Raw genomic sequence first — 16,485 nt, 5'->3', positions numbered from 1 at the left:
GGGACGGCGGCCGGCGGAAGAGCCGTCGAAAGCTACTAAGAACAGCCTTCGATTAGCACCTTTAGCGGATTTCTGTGCGATCTCCCCAGCGGCCGCCAGGTCGTCACGGCGCCGCCAGAAGCTGTGGGCAGGGCCGACGGTGGCCGACACAGCTTGAAGTCAACTAAGTTGACTTCACTGCTCGACCACCCTGAAGGAGGACGCATGTCCACGACCGCCCCACTCACCGCCCAGAGCTCGATCGGGGAATGGCTGAACCACCCCGAGGGCTCCGCGCTCATCCGCGACGTGCTCGGCGGCGCCGCCGGCGGCTTCGACGAGGCGAAGCTGGCGCCGGTGCGCTCGCTGCCGCTGCAGCAGCTGGTCGCGCTGAGTCAGGGGCAGCTCCCGCAGAGCGTCGTCGACGATCTGGTGCTGCGTGCGAACGGCGGCGTCATGCCCGAGGCCGTGGAGAGCACGGGCTGGCGCGAGATCGTCACCACTGGCCGCTTCGCCGGGAGGACCGTGATCGTCACCGGCGCGGCGTCCGGGATCGGCCGCGCGACCGCCTCCCGCATCGCCCGCGAAGGCGGCCGGGTCGTCGCCGTGGACATCTCGGCCGAGCGGCTCCAGGAGTTCGCGGCCTCGCTGCCGGACGCCGAGATCGTGCCCGTCGCCGGCGACATCACGAAGCAGGACGACATCGACGCGATCGTCGCGGCGGCCGGCGAGCGGATCGACGGTCTCGCGAACATCGCCGGGATCAACGACGACTTCTCCCCCGCCCACGAGACCTCGGACGCGGTGTGGGACCGGGTGATCGCCATCAACCTCACCGGCGGCTTCAAGCTCTCCCGCGCCGTGCTGCCCGCGATGCTCGCGGCCGCGGCCGGATCGATCGTCAACGTCGCCTCCGAGGCGGGCCTGCGCGGCAACGCGTCCGGCAACGCCTACACGGTCTCCAAGCACGGCGTCGTCGGTCTCACCAGGAGCGCCGCGTTCATGTACGCGGGCAGCGGGATCCGCGTGAACGCCGTCGCGCCCGGCGGCGTCGCCACCGGCATCCCCTTCCCGCCGAACGTCTCCGAGACCGGCAGCGCCCGGCTCGCCCCGTTCCAGAGCGCGATCCCCTCCGTCGCCTCCGCGGAGCAGCTGGCGGCGTCGATCACCTTCCTGCTCAGCGACGACGGCGTGAACATCAACGGGGCGATCCTGCCCAGCGACGGCGGCTGGTCCGTGCAGTAGTCAGGCGGACGCCGGCGTGCCGGGCCGGTCCGCGGGAGTGAGCAGGCCCTGCAGCGCGTCGCCGTAGCGCTCGACGATCTGCTCGTGGTCGGTGGCGAGGAGCACCTCGTCGCCGACCACCCACATCGAGTGCAGCAGTCCGCCGACGAGCGCCGCGGCCAGGCGTGCGCGCAGGTCCGCGTCCGGCCCCGTCATGCGGGCCCGCAGCGGAGACACGAACGCCTTCTCGTGCACGGCGTGCAGCCGGGCGCCGATCGCGGGCTCGCTCCCCCCGCGCACCAGGGCGAGGAAGACGGCCTGCGTGTCGCGCTCGTCCGCGAGCAGGGAGGCGACGAAGCTGCGCCCGAAGTCCCGCAGCGGCACGTCCAGCTCCGGGCGGTCCTGGATGCTCACCTGCATCACGTCGAGGAACAGCGCCTCCTTCGACCCGAACCGGCGGACGACGACGGCGGGATCCACCTGCGCCTCCGCCGCGATCTCCCGGACGGTGACCCGCGAGTAGCCGCGCTCCCGGAACAGCCGCTCCCCCGCCGCGCGGATGCTCGCGCTGAGGGCGGCGGGGGAACGGCGAGGCACGGTGCTCGATCGTATCCGAACGGCTGAATCGGCCCTTCGGCGACGACAGCCGCTCCCGCACGACTCCCGTCGCCGGCGGAGCAGCTCGACCGTGCCGTCCTCGAAGCTCTCGAGGGGACGGCACCGCGCGACTCCAGCTGGTGGCCCGGCGTCACCGGGAAGGGTGGGTGTCCTGGGAAGAGACGCCCGCTCACATGCTGGTCGAGTACCCCCGAAGGGGCGCATCGAGACCCACCCACCCCGAGGACGTCGGTCTCTTCATGTCCTGCGCCGGCGCCGAGGCACCCCTCCCGCTCAGGGTCGCCTCAGCGCGCCAGCAGCCCGAACGACCCGATGACGACCGGCACCACCGCGACGGCCAGCAGGAGGTAGGACAGCACGAGCCCCACCGTCGACTCGCGGCGAGGGCCCTCGCGTCGTCGCGCCACGTGACCGACGACGACGCCGGCCAGCGGGAGGACGTACTGCAGCGTGGTCGCGATCCCGATCACCAGGGGATCGCCCCGCCACAGGTGAGCCACCGCCAGGTATCCGATCGCGTACGACACGACGGCGAGAACGCCCAGCACGAGCGACGCCCGTGTCCACCCGCGTCCGGTCCGCCGTGCGGTGCCCGTCTCCTTCATCACACTCATGCCTCCACTGTACGAACCGACCCTCGCGTTCCGTGGGCTCGGACCCGCACGAGGGCGAGGCGGAGGCGCGACGGCTCCCTCACTCGAGCCAGCCGGTGACAGCGCCGACCACGCGGTCGAGATCGGACTCGAGCAGGAAGTGCCCGCCGTCGACGAGCTCGACCTGCGCGTGGGGCGCGTCGCGCGTGAAGGCCTGGGCGCCGGCCGCGGCGAAGATCTCGTCGTTCCGTCCCCAGACGGCGAGGACCGGGACCCGGGACGTGCGGAGCCAGGCCTGCACGGCGGGGTACAGCTCGCGGTTGGCGGCGTAGTCGCGGAAGAGGGCCAGCTGCACGTCGTCCTGCCCGGGGCGGGCGAGGAGCGCGAGGTCGTGCTCCCAGGCGTCCGGGTCGACGGTGCTGGCGTCGGGGACCCCGTGGGTGTACTGCCACTCGACGGCCTCGCGGCCGAGAGCCGGCCTGAGGGCGTCCCTCGTCGCGTCGGTCCGCTCGGCGGCGTCGGCCCAGATCGGGTCCCAGAAGCCGGGGACGAACCCCTCCTCGTAGGCGTTGCCGTTCTGCGAGATCACGGCGACGACCGCGGCGGGGTCGGCCAGGGCGAGCCGCCAGCCGACGGGGGCGCCGTAGTCCTGGACGTAGATCGTGTACCGGGACACCCCGATGGTCTCGAGGAAGCGGCCGGTCGTCTCGGCCAGGGCCGCGAAGGTGTAGTCGTAGTCGTCGACGGAGGGCGCGGACGAGCGTCCGAAGCCGATGAGGTCCGGGGCGATGACGCGGTAGCGCCCCGCGAGGGCCGGGATCAGGTGACGGAACATGTGCGAGCTGCTCGGGTAGCCGTGCAGCAGCAGGAGGACGGGGGCGTCGACGGGCCCGGCCTCCCGCCAGAAGACGTCGAGCCCTCCCACGGAGACGGTGCGGTGGTGGACGGTGACCATGACTAACCCTTCCAAGTAGGTTTACTGGTTAGCAGGACGCTAGCATGGACGGACGAGCCACTCGGCGCGGGAGAGCGGGGAGCGATGGACCGGGACGAGGAGCTGCTCCTGGCGGTGCTGAACAGCGCGCCCGTGGTCGACGGCCGGCCGACGGACGACCTCGGTGACGCGTCCGGGCGGGAGCTCGCGCGACAGTGGGGCGGCGTCGGCACCGAGCACGAGCTCGAGCGGCTGCGCGGTGCGCGCGACGCGCTCCAGGTCGTCGTGCGCTCGGGCGCACCCTCGGCGGTGGCGGAGCTCTCGGGCGTGATCGCCGACGCCGTGCGCACCCCGCGCGTCACCGCTGAGGGCGTCGAGTGGGAGCTGAGCGCTCCCGAGGCCGATCGCCTCGCGGTGGAGGCGGTCCTCGCCTGGTCGAGCGTCAGCGCCCGGTTCCCGGGGCGGCTCCGCGCGTGCGCGAACGACGAGTGCAACCTCTTCCTCCTGGACCGCAGCCGGCCCGGCACCGCGAAGTGGTGCTCGATGGCGACGTGCGGCAACCGGATGAAGGCCCGCGCGCACGCGAGCCGATCGCGGGGCTGACGGCGCCCGCCCGAACCCCACCGACACCGGTCCGCGCAGTGCCGACCGGGCGGCCTCGCCGACGCAGCGGCCTCACCCGGCGGCGATGCCGTCAGGGCGAGGACGCCCCAGCTCCCCGGCGAAGAAGCCGGTGATCCGGTCGAGCGCCTCGATGACCACGGCCCGATCGCGCCCGGCGAGGAGATCGTGGTCCGAGCCGACGAAGACGTGGAGCTCCGTGCGCACGCCCCCGCTCCGGAGCCGCGCGGCGAGCTCGGCGCCCTCGGGGGCGAGCGTGTCGTCCCCTCCGGTCAGCACGAGCGTCGGCGGCATCGCCGCAGGCAGCGCGAGGTCGCGGGACGGCGACGCGAGAGGCTCCTGCTGGCGCGGGACGTCCGGGAAGTACGCCCAGCCGACGAAGCGCTGCACGAACGGGCTGATCGCCGGACGACGGACGCCCGACGTCCGGTCCGTCCGGATCACGTCCGTCACCGGGACGACGAGCGCGACGGCCAGCGGAGCCGGCAGCGACGCCGCGTGCAGCTGCTGGCAGATGTTGATCGCGAGCTTCGCCCCGGCGCTGACGCCGCCGAGCAGGAGCCGGTCCCCGGACCATCCGGCGCCGGTCTCCGCCTGGAGCCAGCGGGCGATGTCGCAGGCCTCCTCCTCCGCCACCGGATACTGCACGCGCGGCCCGGTGTCGTAGTCCGGCAGCACCACGACGGCACCGAGCCGATCGGCCATCGCCCGCGCGATGTGCAGGTCCTGCTCGGGGTAGCGGTTGACGAAGCCGCCGCCGTGCAGCTGCAGCACGACCGGAGCGTCCGGGTCGTCGACGGCGGGACGCTGCACCACCGCGCGGACGACGCCGTGCCGGGTCGGGATCCGCAGGCCGGTCGGGGCGGGCAGTCGGGTGCTCGGCTCCGGGAGACCGCGGGGCGCTCCGACGCGGACCCGCGACCCGATCTGCGCGAGGGCCCAGAACAGCGGGCTGAGGGGACGGCGGACGGTCACGCCTCCACCGTAGGGCGGCCGCGGGGGTGGCGCCCGCAGGACGGACGCTCGTCGAGCGGGAGGGCTGACGCGACGGCGCGTCCAGTTCACCTCCGGCTCGCGGAATCCCCTCCGGCTCGTCGTTCCGCGCGTTCCCAGCGAGCCCGAGAGCATTCCGCGAGCCGGAGCGCACCCGCCCCCACCTCGGACACGCGATCCGCCCTCCGGCACGTCGATCCGCGCGAATCCCACGAGCCCGAGCGCACTCCACGAGCCGGAGCACACCCGCGACCACCTCGGGCACGCGATCCGCCCTCCGGCACGTCGATCCGCCTGAATCCCGCGAGCCCGAGCGCACTCCACGAGCCGGAGCACACCCGCCGCCACCTCGGGCACGCGATTAGCCCTCCGGCACGTCGTTCCGCGCATTTCCAGCGAGCCCAAGCACAATCCACGAGCCGGAGTACGCCCCCACAGGGGACCTGCGGACCTGCACTCTCCGCAGCGGGTCCTCGATGCGCGCCACGGCCTTGGCAGGACGACGGCCGCCGAGTTGGATGGCAGGATGCTGACTCTCCTTCCGCCGATCTCGGAGCCCTGGACGGTCACGGGTCTGAGCCGCACCGACGACGGCCCGCTCGACGAGGTGCTGATCGCCGTCGACCGGGGAACGCCGGAGCGTCGCTTCACGATCCGCACGATGCGGCGCACCGGCACCCGGCTGGGACCTCGGGGCTCCGTGCACGGGACGGTGACGGACTCGGTCGCGACCGCGAGCCTGGCTGTCGGCTGCCTGCTCCTGGACGTGCTGCCCACCGACCTGCCGACGCACGAGGCGCGCGCCGCGATGAGGGCGACGGAGGAACGAGCCCAGGCTCTCGCCCGCGACCGGGACGGGTGGAACGTCACCGCGCTCCCCCTCGACGGCGTCGACTACGCCCTGTTCACCCGCAGCATCCCCGAGGGGAGCGTCGCCCACTCCGACCTCGGCTGGGCCACCGTCGCGATGTGGAGCCGCGGCCCTCTCCTTGACGGCCCCTTCCGGCTGGCGGACGTCGAGCCGGGCGACGACCTCGGCGAGCACTGACGCGGCCGATCCCCGTTCGGGACGGCGCGGCGCTACTGTTCGGGCATGATCTCCCCCGAGCACTTCCTGGCGTTCGCGCTCGCGTCGGTGGCCCTGATCGTGATCCCCGGGCCGAGCGTCCTCTTCACGATCAGCCGGTCGATCGCCTACGGCCGCCGGGCGGGGGTCCTGAGCCTGCTCGGGAACGCGCTCGGGATCATGCCGGCCATCTTCGCCGTGGCCTTCGGGGTGGGCGCCGTCGTCGCGGCGTCGGTCGTGGCCTTCACCGTCCTCAAGCTCGCGGGAGCCGTGTACCTGGTGTGGCTCGGCGTGCAGGCGATCCGCCGCCGCCACACGCACGCCGGCACGGCCGCCACCGCCCCGGCGTCGGCGTGGACCCTCCTGCGCCAGGGCTTCGTCGTCGGCCTGACGAACCCCAAGACGGTCGCCTTCTTCGTCGCCGTCCTCCCCCAGTTCGTGGACCCGGCCGCCGGCCCGGTCTGGGCGCAGCTGCTGCTGCTCGGCTTCACCTTCCAGGCCCTCGCGCTGATCTGCGACAGCGTCTGGGCGCTGGCGGCTGGCACCGCGCGCTCGTGGTTCGCGTCGTCGCCGAAGCGGATGTCGACCCTCACCGGCACCGGCGGCGTCATGATGATCGGCCTCGGCGGCACGCTCGCGCTCACCGGCTCGAAGAGCTGACCCGATCCACACCCCGACCGAGAGGGACACTCACCCCACCCCCCTCTGAACACTCTCACTCGGTAACGTCCGCGGCGCCGCTTTCGTCTCACCGGAAGGCGATAGTCCTCGGGCGACTGCGGTCGGAGTCGTAGGGTTCCCACCATGGAGCAGCCCCCTTCTCACGACCGCCCGGTGGACCTGTACCGAGCCCAGCTCGATGCGCGATGGACCGACTACCTGCGCACCCGAGCGCCGGCCGACGACCACAGCGACTGGATGCTGGACGCGATGGGCGGATACCGCGACGAGATCGTGCACTTCGGCGGGCAGCTCCTGAACGACGTCTCGATCCGCGAGTGGGACGAAGAACGCGCGCGCCGTGCGTACGGCCGATACCGGGCGGCCGCGGACGACTACGACCAGTACCCCGCCGCCTGGGAGGACGCGTTCTGGCGGCGGATCCGAGTGCGACACGAGGACGACCAGCGCGCACGACTCCGCGGGGAGACGTGATCGCCGATCGAGATGGAGTGTCGCGTGCCGCCGGACGAGACCGAGTCGGTGCCCTCTCGTTCGCGCCCGACGCGCCCCCTCCTCGTCCTGGAGGAACGGCGCTGGATGCGGTCGCCTCGGTGCGCAGCGATCGAGCCGGAGCGGCGACGTCGACCGCGAGCGGGCGGAGCAGCACTCCGACCGGACGCTGCTCGGTGCGCAGGCGGGCTGATCGGTGGGGGCGGGGCGGGGCGGGGCCGGGCCCGGCCCCGCCCCGTGGAATCGGGCAACGCGTCCGGTCATCTGCGGGGTACGAGACCGGAGGGCGGATTCCACCCCTCGAGCGGCGCGTGCGCGCTGCGCTCGAGAGTCGAGGGAGACGGGGGCCGGGTCTCGCGATCACCGGCAAGCTTCGCGCACGGCCGCGATCCTGTCCAGGGCGACCGCTCGCGGCCGTCGCGGGCGCGACGGCCCGGCGCCTAGGCTCGCGGAATGGCGAAGCGGAGGGTGTCGGAGCGCACGCAGGCGCTGCTCCTCGCCCACCCCTGGACGCTGGCCGTGCTCAGCGGCGTGTTCGTGGCGATGATCGTCGTGCTCGCCGCGGACGTGGGCTGGGACCCGGCCGCGGTCGTCGGCGGGGGGCGCCGGCACGCTCCGCTGTGGCTGGTGGCGGGGATCGGGCTGCCGTTCTTCGGCACCGGAGTCGTCGTGGGAGTCGTCAAGCAGATCCGTCTCGTCCGGCGGCGGCGGCGCGCGCCCGTGTCGCCGAGCCCGGAGGTCGAGCGCCTGCGTCGGGAGGGCCCCGGCTGGCTGAGCCGCCGGGAGGACGAGGCGCGCTCGCGTCGACGCGCGCCCTAGCCCCCACGCCCCCTGCCGAGGAGGCCCCTACCCGAGCAGCCGCCCCGCCGCTCGTCGCGCGGCCGCCGCCCACGGGCGCGCGGGGTCCGCCTGGGCGCCGGCCATCGCACCGTCGTAGAGGAGGCACAGCTCTAGGGCGGCGGCGTCCGCGTCCTCGACACCGGCGTCGCGCAGGAGTCCCGTGAACAGGTCGCGGACCCACTCGCGGTGGCGCAGCGTCACGGCGTGCGAGACGTGGCCCTCGCCGTACTCCGCCTCCGCGTTGATGAAGGGGCAGCCGTGATAGCCGGGCTCGGCGAACCACTCGCCGAGCAGGTCGAACACGGCGAGCAGGCGCTCCGAGGCCGTCCGTCCGCGCCCGGGCAGCTCGGCCGCCACGTGCGCCTGCCAGGCGGCGCTCCGCCCGCCGAGGTACGCGACCACCAGGTCGTCCTTGGTGCGGAAGTACGTGTACAAGCTCGCCTTCGAGATGCCCGCCTCGGCGGCGATCAGGTCGACGCCGACCCCGTGGATCCCCTGCTCGTAGAAGAGGCGGTCGGCCGTCGCGACGGCGCGGTCGCGGGCCGGTCGGCGGCGGACCTTCGGGGACGGAGTCGAGCTCATGGGTTTGACTTTACCAAACAGATCTGTACAGTCACATCTCGTAGCCGAACAGATCGGTTCAGATAGGGATGATCATGACCGACCAGCAGAAGACCGCCCAGCAGAAGACCGCCCTCGTCACCGGCGCCACCAGCGGCATCGGCCGCGCCGCCGCCGAGCAGCTCGCCTCGCGGGGCCTGCACGTCCTCGTCTCGGGCCGCAGCGCCGAGCGCGGCGAGGCCGTCGTCCAGGGGATCCGCTCGGCGGGCGGCACCGCCGACTTCCTGCTCGCCGACCTGCGCGACGAGGCGAGCGCCCGCGACCTCGCCGGCCGGGCGACCGCGGTCACGGGGCGCGTCGACGTCCTCGTCAACAGCGCCGGCGTGTTCCCCTTCGGGCCGACCGCCGAGACCACGGAGGAGGGCTTCGACGCCGTCTTCGCCCTCAACGTGAAGGCGCCCTACTTCCTCGTCGCCGCGCTCGCGCCGGCGATGGCGGAGCGGGGCGAGGGCGCGGTCGTCAACGTGACGACCATGGTCGCCGAGTTCGGCGCCGCGGGGATGGCGCTCTACGGAGCGAGCAAGGCGGCGCTCGTCCTGCTCACGAAGGCCTGGGCCGCCGAGTTCGGAGCGGCCGGCGTCCGGGTCAACGCGGTGAGCCCCGGCCCGACCCGCACCGAGGGCACCGCCGCGATGGGCGAGGCGCTCGATCAGCTCGCCGCCGCCGGCCCCGCCGGTCGCCCGGGCGAGGCGTCCGAGGTCGCCGAGGCCATCGTCTTCCTCGCCACCGACGCCGCCTCGTTCGTGCACGGCGCGGTGCTCCCGGTCGACGGCGGCCGGATCGCCGTCTGAGTCCGCAGCCCGCGGTCAGCCGGCACGCAGGGCGAGAGGGACAGCCGGAACGGCACGCCGTGCGAGGCGAAGAGCGGGTCCGCGATGAAGCAGCCCCAGAGGATCACGGGCGTATCGAGGTCCACCGCCCCTCGGAGCCGGGTCTCGATACGCCCTTCGGGCTACTCGACCAGCATGGGGCGCCCCGCGGCCGCCTCGACCGGCAGGCAGCGCCCTTCGGGCTACTCGACCAGCACGCAGCGCCCTGCGGCCTCCTCGACCGGCAGGCAGCGCCCCTCCGCCTCCTCGACCAGCACGCAGCGCCCCTCGGCCCCCTCGATCGGCAGGCAGCGCCCTGCGAGCTCCTCGACCCAGGCGACGCCCCGTGAGAGGCTCGCCCGGTGGACGGCGGGGACGATCAGCGCGACGGCGCGGAGCCGAGCCCGGTCGAGACGACCGAGCGGCTCCTGCTCCACCGACCCGCCGAGGCGGACCTGGACGAGCTCTTCGCCCTCTACTCGGATCCCCGGCTGGCCGAGGGCGATCCCCTCCTCCTGCACCCCTCCCGCGCGCACACCCGCGCGGTGCTCGATCGGCGGCGGGAGCAGTGGGCGCGCGACGGGCTCAGCAGCTGGGTGGTCCGCGAGCGGAGCCCGCGCGGCGGACCCGGCCTGATCGGCGTCGGCGGCTGCTCGCTCCTCGCGGGCACGGCCTGGAACGTCGCGTTCACCCTCCACCCGGACCACTGGGGCAAGGGCTACGCGCAGGAGATCGCCACCGCGGGCATCGGCCGGGCGCGACTCCTCCGCCCGGAGCTGCCGATCACCGCGGTCGTCGCGGAGCAGAACCGGCGCTCCCACCGCGCCGTCGAGCGCCTCGGCCTCGTGCGGGCGTGGGCGGGCACCGACGCGCACAGCCCGGACCCGACGGCCCGGGTCGTCCTCTACGCCGACCGCCCGCTCTCGGCGGAGCAGATAAGACTGCTGACGAGCTGACGCCTCCTGTGGTTGGGTTGCCGCACCGACGACACCCGGAGGACGACGATGCCCGACCACGACGAGACCTGCGCCGCCGAGCCCCGCAGCCGAGCAGCGGCGGTCCCGGCATGAACGGCGTCGGCCCGATCGACGTCGCCTTCACTGCGCCGATCGGCGTCACCGTGAAGGGCGACCTCTGGTCGTGCGTGGAGGTGCCGGACTCCGCCGCGCTGTTCGGCACGGGCAAGGCCGTGAAGGTCGTCGCGACCGTCGACGGCGAGCCGCTCACCGCCGGCCTGATGCCCACCGGCGCCGGCGGCCACATGCTCTCGATCAGCGCCAAGCTCCGCAAGAAGCTCGGCAAGGACCTCGGCGACGACGTCGCCGTCCACCTGACGGAGCGCCTGACCTGACGGTGTGACCGCGGGAGAACGGTGGATCTCGATACGCCCGCGCTGCGGGCTACTCGATCAGCATGTATCGACGACCGGCCCCTGTGCATGCTGGTCGAGCAGCCCCGGAGGGGCGTATCGAGACCACACGTCCAGCACAGCGGCGGATCTACTTGGAAGAGACGCCCGCAGACATGCTGGTCGAGTAGCCCCGCAGGGGCGTATCGAGACCCACCACCGCAAGGACGTCGGTCTCTTCCCCGCCCTGCGCTGGCGCCGAAGGCGCCCCCTCCGCTCGATACGCCCGCGGAGCGGGCTACTCGATCAGCATGGGACGGCCACTCGGTCAGCACAGGGTCACGGCAGGACGCCGTCCGGACTCCGCCACTCCGGATGGCGGGCCTCGACCGCGTCGGTGGTGGCGTACTGGGTGTCCGTCGTCAGGGCGAACGGGCTCTGCACGTCGACTTGCACGTAGTCGAGGCGGTCCCAGACGGAGACGTGCCAGTCGCCCGGGGAGTCGCCGTCCCAGGTCGCGGTGCCCTCGGCGCCCGGCCGGGTGAACCACAGCTCCGCGCCCTCGCCGGTCTCCGCGGCGTCCCGCGTCAGCTCGTCCGCGACCCAGCCGTCATCGAGCAGCTCGCCAGCGATCGCCTCCTGGATCTCCCGACTCGCCTCGGGCCCCGCCACCTGCGGCACCAGGCGCAGGAACAGCTCCACCCAGCGCTCGTCGTCGTGCCGCGCCGAGGGCTTGCCGCCGCGCACCGACACCCGGAGGTCCGCACCGATCAGCACGGGATGCAGCGACTCCGCGGCGGTCACCGCGCTGTCGCCGAGCCCCTCCGCGGCGAGGATCTGCTCGTCGACGCCCGCCGTCGGCCCCGGCGCGCAGCCGGTCAGCAGCCCGAGCAGCACGGCGCCCGCGAACGCCGCCCGCCTCGATCTCATCCGCCCACCGTATCGACAGGTGCGGTCGGGCCCCGCGAGGGCTATGCTCCGCGAGACGCGACCCGACGCGGATGGACGGATCCTGGCCGGCCACGATCGTCGGTGCGCCCGCATTCGGAGACCCCTTGGACGCTCGACGACGCCTGCTGGTGGTGGCCGGGGCACTCGCGCTGGTGCTGGTCGCGGGGGCCCTCGTGCTCGACGCGACCGCCGGCGGCCCCGGCGACGGCAGCCCGATCAGCGCGGGAGCGACCGGCTCCGCGGGCAGCTCCTCCCCCGGCACACCCTCCTCCGGCACCACCTCCTCCCCCGGCGCACCCGCGACCCCGGGCGCGACCTCCACCGCCACCGTCACCCCGCAGGACCCGTCGAACCCCGCCGCCGTCGCCGACCCCTCCGCCCCGCTCGAGGTCTCCGGCCCCGCCCCCGTCGACACCGGCCTGCCCGACTCCACCCCGCGCGCCGCCCTCGTCTCCCTCCCCCTGCCCGCCGCCGCCAGCGCCACCCGCGCGCTGGTCGCCGGCTACCCCTCCGCCGTCGTCGCCCCGCTGCCCGACTCGGTCGTCGCCTCGAGCTCGGTCGAGCCCGCCGGCGACGCGCTGCGCTCGGGCCTCACCGCGACCGTCGCCCTCGACGCCGAGCAGATCGTCGAGAGCTACCGCCGCTCGCTCGCCGCGCAGGGCTTCACCTCCGCTGCCGTCGACGCGCCCGCCGACGGCGCCGCGATGGTCTTCACCGCGGGCGAGGACAGCGTGAGCCTCTCGGTCGCCCCCACCGGCACCCCGCGGATGAGCTACTCGCTGATCGCCGTCCTGCACCCGAACGGCGGCTAGGCGTGTACATCTCCCTGTCCGACCGACCCGAGGGCGCGGCGGAGCAGCCGGCGCGCGGCACCGGCCCGTCGCGCATCGCCCCCGCCGTCATCGCCCTCGGCATCGTCAGCCTCTTCACCGACATCTCCTCGGAGTCGACCGCCGCGATCCTCCCCTTCTACATCACCGCCGCGCTGGGCATGTCGACGCTCGCATACGGCTTCCTCGACGGCCTCTACCAGGGCGTCAGCGCGTTCGTCCGGATCGGCGCCGGCTGGACCGCCGACCGCACCGACCGGCCCAAGCTCGTCGCCCTCGCCGGCTACGGCCTGTCGATGCTCGCGCGCCTGGGCCTGCTGGCCGGCAGCGGCCCGGCCGCGCTCACGGCGGTCGTCACCGTCGACCGCCTCGGCAAGGGCATCCGCACCGCGCCCCGCGACGCGATGATCTCCGCCTCCTCCGAGCCGGCGTCGCTCGCCCGCTCGTTCGGCGTGCACCGGATGCTCGACACCGTCGGCGCGACGATCGGGCCGCTCCTGGCCTTCGTCGTGCTGCTGCTCGTACCGGACGGCTACTCGACGGTCTTCGTACTGTCGGCCGCGTTCGCGACGCTCGGAGTGGTGGTGCTGCTACTGTTCGTGCCGGACGTGCGGACGCGCATCGCCGGCGGTACGGCGCGGACCCGCCTGCCCTGGCGCCGCCTCTGGGACCGGCGTCCGCGCCGCCTCCTGCTCGCCGCCGGCTTGCTCGGACTGCTCACGGTCGGCGACGGCTTCGTGTACCTCGTGCTGCAGAGCCGCAGCGGCTTCGCGGCGCAGTGGTTCCCGCTGCTGTACGTCGGGACGAACGCCGCCTACCTCGCCCTCGCGATCCCGTTCGGGCGCCTCGCCGACCGCTGGGGCCGCGCGCGGATGTTCGCCGCCGGCCACGTGCTGCTGCTCGCCGTCTACGTGCTCGCCGCGTCGCCCGCCTCCGGCCTCGCGGTGACCATCGCCTGCCTGCTGCTGCTCGGCGCCTTCTACGCCGCGACCGACGGCGTGCTCGCGGCCGTCGCCGGAGCGAGCGTGCCCGCCGAGATCCGGGCGAGCGGGATCGCCGCGGCCCAGACGGTCGTCGCGGTCGCGCGGCTGTTCGCGTCGGTCGGCTTCGGAGCGCTGTGGCTGTGGCTCGGCCGGGAGGGCGCGATGATCGCGGTCGCCGTCGGTCTCACGGCGGCACTCCCCCTGGCGGTGCTGCTGCTGCGCGAGCGCTTCGCGGAGAAGAAGGGATGACGGCCGGGCAGGCGGGCCGTCTCTCGGACCGCGCGCGCTGGATCATCGCCGTGGTGGCCGCCGTCGCCCTGCTCGGCGGAGCCGCTGCGTACGGGGCCGGCGCTTGGACGCGGTACCAGGCGCGCGCCTCGGCCGACTCGGCCGTCGCCGTCTCGACCGGCGCCCCCGCGGACGGCGACCGGATCGTCTTCCGCAACACCGCGAGCGGCCAGGGCTACGGGCTGGTCGCCTCCGTGCCGCTGGCCGACCCGGGCGCCGCGCGCACCCTCACCGACCGCGCCTGCGACCGCGTCGCCGCGACCGAGTCGATGGAGCTCTGCCTGCGCACCGACCGCGGCGTGCTGACCACCTTTGAGGCCGTGCTGACCGGCGCCGACGGCGAGACCCTGCAGACGTGGCCGCTGCCGGGCATCCCCAGCCGCGCTCGCATCGGCGACGGGATGCTCAGCACCACCGCGTTCGTCACCGGGCACTCGTATGCGCCGACCACGTTCTCCACCCAGACCGTGATTCGCTCGCTCGACCCGGCGGTGCCGGATCCGGGGGATCTGGAGTCCTTCGCGCTGAGCGTCGCGGGGGCGCCGCTGACGGCCGCCGACCGGAACCTGTGGGGCGTCACCTTCGCGGACGACGGGGACACCTTCTATGCGACCGCGGCGTCGGGATCGCGGACGTGGCTGGTGCGCGGGAGCATGTCGGCGCGGACGATGACGGCGATCCACGACACGGCGGAATGCCCCTCGCTATCGCCGGACGAGACGCGGGTCGCGTACAAGAAGGACGTCGGGGACGGGGTGCCGGACTGGCGGATCGCGGTGCTGGATCTCGCGTCGGGGGTGGAGACCGTGCTGCCGGAGGAGCGGAGCGTGGACGATCAGGTGGTGTGGCTGGATGACGGGACGCTGCTGTACGGGCTCCCGCGGGAGGGGGCGGCCGGCGATACCGACGTCTGGTCGATCTCGGCCGACGGTGCGGGCGACCCCGAGCTGTACCTCGAGCACGCATGGTCCCCCTCGGTCGTCCGGCGCTGACATCGCACTCCCTGCAGGAGGCTTGCCTCCGCTCAGCTCCACGTGTCCTGCGGGCGGATCGACTGGCGCGGTTGCTGGCGCAGGCCATCGCTGGCGAACCGCAGGTATTCAAGGATCGCGTCGCGGCACGGCTGCCCAGCAGAAGTGTCCGGATGGAATCTGGGCCCGTGTCCGTCATGATTTCGGCCGACCCTTTTGCAGAGACATCCTGGATGCCAAGATCTTTCTATGCAAAATCCAGTGCCGAACTCCGATCTACCAGTGATGTGCCTGGCACACATTGAAGACACCGATCTACTCGGGCAGTTACAACACGTCTCCAGCCTCGCGGCATGCACCATCTGCGGCAAGGTGCGACAATCAGGTGAAAGAAATGCTGCGCTAATAGCAAATCTTGCCTCTGTCGTGAGACGCGCTGTTGAACTCAAATATGATCACGAAGGATTCGTCATTGACGACGACCACCTATCGGCACCCATGACCACCACTGAAGTAATACTGATCACACTCGATCCGAGCGTCGACGCCGTCTTCTCAAACCAAATCGTCGCTACCGTTACTGCTTATTTTGACCTGAGCGAGACCTGGTATGAGAAGTCAACAGAATACTTCGATGCCGACATTCAATTTGAATGGTACGACTTCGAGCAGAGCATCAAACATGAGTCTCGATTACTTGCGCCAGCACTCGACGGCAAACCGAAAACATCGCCCGAGAGAAACTACGCATTCGTCCGATCACTGCTTGTCTTTGCGGAGCAACGCTCAGGCCTCATTCGCACCCTGAAACGGGGAACGAAACTCTACCGTGCAAGAGCTGAACGCGATGTTCGGGCACTCGAGGAGAAGATTACAGCGAACCCATCGAGGGAACTGGGACCGGCGCCCTCTCACTCAGCAAGCGCAGGCCGAATGAACGCGCAGGGAATCTCGATGTTCTACGTCTCTCAACAGGTTGAGACTGCTTGCGCAGAAGTAGCATCACACAGCCCCTATAACGAAGTGGTCGCTGGCACCTTCGTCCTGCAACAAGAACTGCGTATTCTCGATCTGACTCAAGTTCCTCCTTCGCGTAGCGTCTTCAACACAGATCGAGCGGTCGGCGATGAACGCATCCAAGCACTGAACTTCTACAGAGAGCGAATCACACAACCAGTAATTCATGACCATAACCATCCGGTTGACTACGTTCCGTCACAAATACTCACGGATGCTTTTCGATATTGGACCAACCCTCCGCTGGACGGGATAGCCTTTTCGTCGAACGTGCACGAGGGAGGAACAAATGTCGTTCTCTTCTTTGGGGACCCGATTTGGTATGAGACCGACGGCATTTCAGCTCCTCGCCTGGCTCGGTTCCTCAGGGAGGACAAAAGGAAGCGACCAGGTCCCCTGTTCGTCATCCGACCAGACACCGTACGTCGCTACAAGGTGGAACGAACTATTCGTGTGCGCAACCGACGTCGACAAACGCTCTAGCTGAGTACCGCACGCGCCCCTTGCGCCTGGCCATACCAGTCGGCTAACTCGATGGCCAGTCGATGGGGCGTTGCGCGGAGCGGGCTTGGGGAAAGCGCCTAACGTCAGTGCCGAGCTGCCAGAGCGCCCACTTCGCGTGTCAG

The 16,485-nt window shown here is 72.1% G+C and carries 19 protein-coding genes; 13 read left to right on the top strand and 6 right to left on the bottom strand.

From position 1 onward, the window contains the following. Positions 1-204: 204 nt before the first annotated feature. Positions 205-1,224 (top strand): SDR family NAD(P)-dependent oxidoreductase, encoded by a 1,020-nt coding sequence (locus EDF17_RS14910; RefSeq protein WP_123447395.1) that lies wholly within the window; start codon positions 205-207, stop codon positions 1,222-1,224. Here EDF17_RS14910 and EDF17_RS14905 read toward each other — a convergent pair whose 3' ends face one another. The 3 genes from EDF17_RS14905 to EDF17_RS14895 all read right to left on the bottom strand — a co-directional run bounded on the left by EDF17_RS14905 (position 1,225) and on the right by EDF17_RS14895 (position 3,369). Next, a complete protein-coding gene (locus EDF17_RS14905) occupies positions 1,225-1,800 on the bottom strand; it encodes a TetR/AcrR family transcriptional regulator (RefSeq protein ID WP_208110617.1) in 576 nt (191 codons plus the stop codon). A 305-nt stretch (positions 1,801-2,105) separates the two neighbouring features. Next, a complete protein-coding gene (locus EDF17_RS14900; protein WP_127888023.1) occupies positions 2,106-2,435 on the bottom strand; it encodes a hypothetical protein in 330 nt (109 codons plus the stop codon). Between the two features lie 79 nt (positions 2,436-2,514). Beyond that, positions 2,515-3,369: an alpha/beta hydrolase gene (locus EDF17_RS14895; RefSeq protein ID WP_123447392.1), complete on the bottom strand. Its 855-nt coding sequence runs from the start codon at positions 3,367-3,369 to the stop codon at positions 2,515-2,517. A gap of 84 nt (positions 3,370-3,453) precedes the next feature. Here EDF17_RS14895 and EDF17_RS14890 point away from each other — a divergent pair, with 84 nt between their 5' ends. Next, positions 3,454-3,951, top strand: coding sequence for a CGNR zinc finger domain-containing protein (locus EDF17_RS14890; RefSeq protein WP_123447391.1), 498 nt, complete (start codon positions 3,454-3,456; stop codon positions 3,949-3,951). Positions 3,952-4,023: 72 nt separating this feature from the next. Here the strand turns inward: EDF17_RS14890 and EDF17_RS14885 are convergent, their stop codons facing one another. Further along, positions 4,024-4,944, bottom strand: a complete 921-nt coding sequence (locus EDF17_RS14885) for an alpha/beta hydrolase (RefSeq protein WP_166649701.1) — start codon at positions 4,942-4,944, stop codon at positions 4,024-4,026. A gap of 544 nt (positions 4,945-5,488) precedes the next feature. On the opposite strand from EDF17_RS14885, the gene EDF17_RS14880 reads away from it, so the two are divergent. From EDF17_RS14880 to EDF17_RS14865, 4 genes are all read left to right on the top strand, one after another. Continuing rightward, positions 5,489-6,010 (top strand): hypothetical protein, encoded by a 522-nt coding sequence (locus tag EDF17_RS14880; protein WP_123447389.1) that lies wholly within the window; start codon positions 5,489-5,491, stop codon positions 6,008-6,010. A 45-nt stretch (positions 6,011-6,055) separates the two neighbouring features. Continuing rightward, entirely contained in the window at positions 6,056-6,688 is a 633-nt protein-coding gene (locus EDF17_RS14875) for a LysE family translocator (protein WP_123447388.1), read from the top strand. A 144-nt stretch (positions 6,689-6,832) separates the two neighbouring features. Next, positions 6,833-7,183, top strand: a complete 351-nt coding sequence (locus EDF17_RS14870) for a hypothetical protein (protein WP_133672096.1) — start codon at positions 6,833-6,835, stop codon at positions 7,181-7,183. A gap of 471 nt (positions 7,184-7,654) precedes the next feature. Continuing rightward, positions 7,655-8,020 (top strand): hypothetical protein, encoded by a 366-nt coding sequence (locus EDF17_RS14865; RefSeq protein WP_133672094.1) that lies wholly within the window; start codon positions 7,655-7,657, stop codon positions 8,018-8,020. Between the two features lie 27 nt (positions 8,021-8,047). On the opposite strand, the gene EDF17_RS14860 is transcribed toward EDF17_RS14865, so the two are convergent. After that, a complete protein-coding gene (locus tag EDF17_RS14860; RefSeq protein WP_123447385.1) occupies positions 8,048-8,623 on the bottom strand; it encodes a TetR/AcrR family transcriptional regulator in 576 nt (191 codons plus the stop codon). A 74-nt stretch (positions 8,624-8,697) separates the two neighbouring features. Here EDF17_RS14860 and EDF17_RS14855 point away from each other — a divergent pair, with 74 nt between their 5' ends. The 3 genes from EDF17_RS14855 to EDF17_RS14845 all read left to right on the top strand — a co-directional run bounded on the left by EDF17_RS14855 (position 8,698) and on the right by EDF17_RS14845 (position 10,822). Next, the gene (locus tag EDF17_RS14855) at positions 8,698-9,453 is read left to right on the top strand and encodes an SDR family NAD(P)-dependent oxidoreductase (RefSeq protein WP_123447548.1); all 756 of its coding nucleotides are present in this window, start codon (positions 8,698-8,700) and stop codon (positions 9,451-9,453) included. Positions 9,454-9,833: 380 nt separating this feature from the next. Next, positions 9,834-10,427: a GNAT family N-acetyltransferase gene (locus EDF17_RS14850; RefSeq protein WP_123447383.1), complete on the top strand. Its 594-nt coding sequence runs from the start codon at positions 9,834-9,836 to the stop codon at positions 10,425-10,427. Between the two features lie 110 nt (positions 10,428-10,537). Next, positions 10,538-10,822: a DUF1905 domain-containing protein gene (locus EDF17_RS14845; protein ID WP_123447382.1), complete on the top strand. Its 285-nt coding sequence runs from the start codon at positions 10,538-10,540 to the stop codon at positions 10,820-10,822. A gap of 336 nt (positions 10,823-11,158) precedes the next feature. On the opposite strand, the gene EDF17_RS14840 is transcribed toward EDF17_RS14845, so the two are convergent. After that, a complete protein-coding gene (locus tag EDF17_RS14840; RefSeq protein WP_123447381.1) occupies positions 11,159-11,749 on the bottom strand; it encodes a hypothetical protein in 591 nt (196 codons plus the stop codon). Positions 11,750-11,874: 125 nt separating this feature from the next. On the opposite strand from EDF17_RS14840, the gene EDF17_RS14835 reads away from it, so the two are divergent. From EDF17_RS14835 to EDF17_RS14820, 4 genes are all read left to right on the top strand, one after another. Next, positions 11,875-12,582, top strand: coding sequence for a hypothetical protein (locus EDF17_RS14835; protein ID WP_133672092.1), 708 nt, complete (start codon positions 11,875-11,877; stop codon positions 12,580-12,582). 8 nt (positions 12,583-12,590) lie between these two features. Beyond that, positions 12,591-13,832: an MFS transporter gene (locus EDF17_RS14830; protein ID WP_243732924.1), complete on the top strand. Its 1,242-nt coding sequence runs from the start codon at positions 12,591-12,593 to the stop codon at positions 13,830-13,832. Further along, on the top strand, positions 13,829-14,863 hold the full coding sequence (locus EDF17_RS14825) for a hypothetical protein (protein ID WP_166649700.1): 1,035 nt from the start codon (positions 13,829-13,831) through the stop codon (positions 14,861-14,863). Before EDF17_RS14830 ends, EDF17_RS14825 begins: the two co-directional genes overlap by 4 nt. 240 nt (positions 14,864-15,103) lie before the next feature. Continuing rightward, positions 15,104-16,342, top strand: a complete 1,239-nt coding sequence (locus tag EDF17_RS14820; RefSeq protein ID WP_166649699.1) for an RES family NAD+ phosphorylase — start codon at positions 15,104-15,106, stop codon at positions 16,340-16,342. Positions 16,343-16,485 lie beyond the last annotated feature (143 nt).

The organism is Rathayibacter sp. PhB1, from assembly GCF_004362935.1.
In the GTDB taxonomy this organism is placed as follows: domain Bacteria; phylum Actinomycetota; class Actinomycetes; order Actinomycetales; family Microbacteriaceae; genus Rathayibacter; species Rathayibacter festucae.
This window is presented reverse-complemented; position numbering and strand designations above follow the sequence as displayed.